The organism is Pseudomonas sp., from assembly GCF_050739995.1.
In the GTDB taxonomy this organism is placed as follows: Bacteria; Pseudomonadota; Gammaproteobacteria; order Pseudomonadales; family Pseudomonadaceae; genus Aquipseudomonas.
On record NZ_JBOICG010000264.1, the window covers coordinates 1 to 5,421 of the forward strand.

A 5,421-nucleotide genomic window follows, 5' to 3' on the forward strand; every position below is an offset into this window, starting at 1 on the left:
GAGCTGGAGGAAGCCGGCGCCCCCTTTTACAGTGTGAAAACCGCGAAAAATTGCATTGAGCAGGTTCGCATCATCCGGACGGCTTTCCAGCTCGACCAGTTGCTCGGACAGTTGCTCTAAAATTTCGCCGGCCTCTACAAGGAAATCCTGAAGGATTTCTTCATCGGCGCCGAAGCTCATGTGGGTGCTCCTTAGAAGCCTAAACTGGACAGCAAATCGTCTACGTCGTCTTGCCCGGATACAACGTCTTCACGTTTATCGGCATGAATCTGCGGACCTTCACCCTTGGCGAGATGTTTTTGTGGATCTTTTTCCGAGAGGATCGCTGCGCGGTCATGTTCGATACCGGCAAAACGGTCGACCTGGCCGGCCATCAGCACCAATTTGAGCAGGTTGCTTTCCACTTCCGTGACCAATTGGGTCACGCGCTTGATCACCTGACCGGTGAGGTCCTGGTAATCCTGGGCCAACAGAATGTCGTTGAGATTGCTGGAAACCGTGCGGTTTTCCTGCTCGCTGCGCGACAGAAAACCCTCAACCCGACGCGCCAATTCACGAAACTCTTCCGCGCCCACTTCCCGACGCATGAAGCGACCCCAGTCAACGCTCAGGGCCTGGGCTTCGTTGGCCATACCGTTGACCAGAGGCGTGGCGTTTTCCACCAGGTCCATGGTGCGGTTGGCCGCCGCCTCAGTCAGCCTGACCACGTAGGACAGGCGTTCGGTGGCATCGGTGATTTGCGAAATCTCTTCGGCCTGGGGCATGTGCGGGTCAATCTGAAAATTGACGATCGCACTGTGCAGCTCACGCGTCAGCTTGCCCACTTCCTGATACAGGCCGCGGTCACGGGTCTGGTTGAGCTCATGGATTAACTGCACCGCGTCGCCGAACTGGCCTTTTTCCAGGCTGTCGACCAACTGGTGAGCATGCTTTTTCAGGGTCGACTCGAAGTCTCCCTGTGACGTTTCGTTATGCTCCATAGCTCCCCCGTGGCAGCATCAATGACCGATGCGTTCGAAGATTTTTTCGATCTTCTCTTTCAAGGCCAGCGCCGTGAATGGCTTGACCACGTAACCGTTGACCCCGGCTTGGGCGGCTTCGATGATCTGCTCACGCTTGGCTTCAGCGGTCACCATCAGCACAGGCAGGCTGCGCAGTTTTTCATCGGCACGCACGTGGCGCAGCAGGTCGATACCGGTCATGCCCGGCATGTTCCAGTCGGTTACCAGAAAGTCGATGCTCCCGCTGTTGAGGATCGGAATCGCCGTAATGCCGTCATCCGCCTCGACCGTGTTTGTGAACCCAAGGTCACGCAACAGGTTTTTTATGATCCGCCGCATCGTTGAGAAGTCATCAACGATGAGGATTTTCATGTTCTTGTCCAATTCGACCTCCAAGCAGTCTTAAACGCGCCCAGCACCTGGACGCGCCATTTCAATCAACAGGCGTTACACAAAAAGGACTGCCCAGGGCACCACGGAACGAACCCGGCCTCGCCAGGGGCAAGGTCGGTAGCGTCTGCAGTGTCCCCACACTGCCTGTCAGCGCGCGCGCCACTCTCCCAATCGCCCCCGCAAGCGGGCCGCGCACTGGCTATGCAATTGGCTGACACGCGATTCGCTGACCCCCAGGACCTCACCGATTTCCTTGAGGTTCAGCTCTTCGTCGTAGTACAGCGCCAGCACCAGTCGCTCACGCTCCGGCAAATTGGCAATCGCGTCCGCCAACGCCCCCTGGAAACGTTCATCTTCCAGGTCGCGCGACGGTTCGAGATGTGCACTCGCGCCGTCCTCGTGCAGCCCTTCGTGTTCGCCGTCCTGCAACAGGTCGTCGAAACTGAACAGGCGGCTGCCCAAGGTATCGTTCAAAATCCCGTAGTAATCATCGAGACTCAATTGGAGTTCGGCCGCAACTTCATGATCTTTAGCGTCACGGCCTGTTTTTGCTTCAATTGCGCGAATTGCATCGCTGACCATTCGCGTGTTGCGGTGTACCGAACGCGGCGCCCAATCCCCTTTACGCACTTCATCGAGCATCGCGCCACGGATACGGATACCCGCATACGTCTCGAAACTCGCACCCTTGCTCGCGTCATATTTGGTCGACACTTCGAGCAGGCCGATCATGCCAGCCTGGATCAGGTCTTCCACCTGCACGCTGGCCGGCAAGCGCGCCAGCAAGTGGTAGGCAATGCGCTTGACCAAAGGCGCATAGCGCTCGATCAGTTCGCCTTGGCTGTCACGTGCTGACTTTTTGTAAAGGTTGTAGCCGCTGGATGTCATAGCACCGGTCCTGCGCTCGTCTGATGCACCAATCGCTCGACGAAAAACTCCAGATGCCCCCGCGGGTTGGCAGGCAACGGCCAGGTATCGACCTTCTGGGCAATAGCCTTGAACGCCAATGCGCACTTCGAACGAGGGAACGCTTCATAGACTGCGCGCTGCTTTTGCACAGCCTTGCGCACACACTCGTCATAAGGAACTGCGCCGACGTATTGTAAAGCGACATCGAGGAAGCGATCCGTGACCTTGGTCAACTTGGCGAACAGGTTTCGGCCTTCCTGCGGGCTTTGGGCCATGTTGGCCAGCACGCGGAAGCGGTTCATGCCGTAGTCGCGGTTAAGCAGTTTGATCAGGGCGTAGGCGTCGGTGATCGAGGTGGGTTCGTCGCAAACCACCAGCAGCACTTCTTGCGCGGCGCGCACGAAGCTGACCACGGACTCGCCGATCCCGGCGGCGGTGTCGATCACCAGCACGTCGAGGTTGTCGCCGATATCGCTGAAGGCCTGGATCAGGCCGGCATGCTGCGCCGGGCTCAGGTGCACCATGCTCTGGGTACCCGAGGCGGCCGGCACGATACGAATGCCACCGGGGCCCTGCAGCAGCACATCGCGCAGCTCGCAACGGCCCTCGATTACATCGGCGAGGGTATGTTTGGGTGTCAGCCCCAGCAGAACGTCCACGTTCGCCAAGCCCAGGTCAGCATCCAGCAGCATGACGCGACGGCCAAGCTCTGCCAGGGCCAGGGACAAATTCACTGACACGTTAGTTTTCCCGACGCCACCTTTGCCGCCGGTCACCGCGATCACCTGTACGGGATGCATGCTGCCCATTTTATTTCTTTACCTTGTCTTGCTTAGACGCAGGCTACATGGCTTGGCCGCGTGAATCGCTTGCAGACCATCAATGTAGATACATTTCACGGCGCTCATCCTGCCTCAACCGACCCGTTTTGCAGGGTTGTGGTAGAGATCGGCGAACATATCGGCCATCGCTTCCTCGCTAGGCTCTTCTTGCATTTGCACACTGACAGCACGGCTGACCAACTGATGACGACGCGGCAGATGCAAATCATCTGGAATCCGCGGGCCGTCGGTCAGGTAGGCGACCGGTAACTCATGACTGATCGCCAGGCTCAACACCTCGCCCAGGCTCGCGGTTTCATCGAGCTTGGTGAGGATGCAGCCGGCTAGGCCGCAGCGCTTGTAGCTGTGATACGCAGCGGTAAGAACCTGTTTCTGGCTGGTGGTTGCAAGCACCAGGTAGTTTTTCGACTTGATGCCGCGCCCGGCCAGGCTTTCGAGTTGCATGCGCAGGGCCGGATCGCTGGCTTGCAGGCCAGCCGTGTCGATCAACACCACGCGCTTGCGCAGCAGCGGGTCGAGGGCATTGGCCAGGGACTGGCCAGGGTCGACGTGGGTGACCGTCACATTGAGGATGCGACCCAGGGTCTTGAGCTGTTCCTGGGCGCCGATGCGATAGCTGTCCATGCTCACCAGCGCGATGTTCTGGGCGCCGTACTTGAGCACATAACGGGCGGCCAGCTTGGCCAGGGTGGTGGTCTTGCCCATGCCGGCCGGGCCGACCATGGCGATCACACCGCCCTCTTCCAGGGGTTCGAGTTCCGGGGTAACAATCATGCGGGCCAAGTGCGCCAGCAACATGCGCCACGCCTGGCGCGGTTCTTCGACTTCGGCGGTGAGCGCCAGCAGGTCGCGGGACAGCGGGCCGGACAGGCCGATACGCTGCAAGCGACGCCACAGGTTGGCCTGGTGCGGTTTGCTGCCTTGCAGCTGGGTCCAGGCCAACGAGCCCAACTGCACTTCGAGCAGTTCACGCAGGCCATTGAGTTCAAAGCGCATCGAGTCGAACACACGCTGGTCGACGGCGGCGGCCGGGGCTGGCGCGGCGGGACGTGGCGGTTCGACGAAAGTCGGTTCGACCAAGGGCTCGGCGGCGGTCAACGGCAGGCCGGCGAACAACTGGCGATTGGTGGAAGCGTCGCTGTCGCCGCGCATGCTCAGCTCAGCCTGGGCCGACACAATGCGCGAGGCGGTCTTGCGCAGCTCGTCTTCGAGCTCCATGTTCGGCACGCGTGGCGCCAATGCCGAGGGGGTGTAATCCAGGGCAGCCGTCAGCTCGACACCGCCGGCAATACGACGGTTACCGATAATCGCGGCATCGGCGCCCAGCTCATCACGGACCAGTTTCATGGCCTGACGCATATCGGCGGCGAAAAAACGCTTAACTTGCATAACCCACTACCCTCAGCCGTTGGGCCCTACTGTCGCGACGATAGTCACTTGCTTATTGTCAGGGATTTCCTGATAAGCCAAAACGTGCAAATTCGGTACTGCCAGACGTCCAAACCGCGACAACATCGCGCGAACCGGGCCCGCCACCAGCAGGATCACCGGATGGCCCGCCATTTCCTGGCGCTGCGCCGCTTCGATCAACGAACGCTGGAGCTTCTCAGCCATGCTTGGCTCCAGCAGAACGCCCTCTTCCTGGCCTTGTCCTGCCTTCTGAATACTATTGAGCAATATTTGTTCCAACCTTGGCTCCAAGGTAATCACAGGCAGCTCAGACTCAATGCCTACAATGCTTTGCACGATGGCACGGGACAAGCCGACGCGCACGGCAGCCACCAGAGCGGCAGTATCTTGACTCTTGGCGGCATTGTTGGCGATGGCCTCGGCAATGCTGCGAATGTCCCGGACCGGCACCTGCTCGGCGAGCAATGCCTGCAGCACTTTGAGCAATTGCGACAGCGTTAGCACGCCTGGAACCAGCTCTTCGGCCAGTTTCGGCGAGGCTTTGGCCAGCAACCCCATCAATTGCTGGACTTCCTCGTGGCCGATGAGCTCGTGGGAGTGCTTGTACAGAATCTGGTTGAGGTGGGTAGCGACCACGGTACTGGCGTCTACCACGGTGTATCCCAGGGATTGCGCCTGGCTGCGCTGGCTGACTTCGATCCACACCGCGTCCAGGCCAAAAGCCGGATCTTTGGCGGTAATACCGTTGAGCGTACCGAACACCTGGCCGGGGTTGATCGCCAGTTCGCGGTCCGGGTAGATCTCGGCCTCGGCCAGAATCACCCCCATCAGGGTCAGGCGGTAGGCGCTCGGGGCCAGGTCGAGGT

The 5,421-nt window shown here is 59.7% G+C and carries 7 protein-coding genes; all 7 read right to left on the minus strand.

What is annotated here, in order from left to right; translation table 11 throughout:
* Positions 1–180, minus strand: a 180-nt coding sequence (locus ACRESD_RS08975) for an Hpt domain-containing protein (RefSeq protein ID WP_431750593.1), incomplete at its 3' end; no start/stop codon positions are given.
* A gap of 11 nt (positions 181–191) precedes the next feature.
* A complete protein-coding gene (locus tag ACRESD_RS08980; protein ID WP_431750594.1) occupies positions 192–980 on the minus strand; it encodes a protein phosphatase CheZ in 789 nt (262 codons plus the stop codon).
* A gap of 18 nt (positions 981–998) precedes the next feature.
* Entirely contained in the window at positions 999–1,373 is a 375-nt protein-coding gene (locus tag ACRESD_RS08985) for a chemotaxis response regulator CheY (protein ID WP_005790040.1), read from the minus strand.
* 168 nt (positions 1,374–1,541) lie between these two features.
* Positions 1,542–2,282, minus strand: a complete 741-nt coding sequence (fliA, locus tag ACRESD_RS08990) for an RNA polymerase sigma factor FliA (protein WP_065909829.1) — start codon at positions 2,280–2,282, stop codon at positions 1,542–1,544.
* The gene (fleN, locus tag ACRESD_RS08995) at positions 2,279–3,112 is read right to left on the minus strand and encodes a flagellar synthesis regulator FleN (protein WP_003192912.1); all 834 of its coding nucleotides are present in this window, start codon (positions 3,110–3,112) and stop codon (positions 2,279–2,281) included. The genes fliA and fleN overlap by 4 nt, the downstream gene beginning before the upstream one ends.
* 105 nt (positions 3,113–3,217) lie before the next feature.
* Positions 3,218–4,534, minus strand: coding sequence for a flagellar biosynthesis protein FlhF (gene flhF / locus ACRESD_RS09000; protein WP_431750595.1), 1,317 nt, complete (start codon positions 4,532–4,534; stop codon positions 3,218–3,220).
* A 12-nt stretch (positions 4,535–4,546) separates the two neighbouring features.
* The coding region (locus ACRESD_RS09005) for an FHIPEP family type III secretion protein (protein WP_431750596.1) at positions 4,547–5,421 on the minus strand (875 nt) is incomplete at its 5' end.

Bases quoted from the DNA above. Each gene is read 5' to 3' on its own strand.
- ACRESD_RS08980 (WP_431750594.1), bottom strand. From the start codon at position 980: ATGGAGCATAACGAAACGTCACAGGGAGACTTCGAGTCGACCCTGAAA.
- ACRESD_RS08985 (WP_005790040.1), bottom strand. From the start codon at position 1,373: ATGAAAATCCTCATCGTTGATGACTTCTCAACGATGCGGCGGATCATA.
- fliA (WP_065909829.1), bottom strand. From the start codon at position 2,282: ATGACATCCAGCGGCTACAACCTTTACAAAAAGTCAGCACGTGACAGC.
- fleN (WP_003192912.1), bottom strand. From the start codon at position 3,112: ATGGGCAGCATGCATCCCGTACAGGTGATCGCGGTGACCGGCGGCAAA.
- flhF (WP_431750595.1), bottom strand. From the start codon at position 4,534: ATGCAAGTTAAGCGTTTTTTCGCCGCCGATATGCGTCAGGCCATGAAA.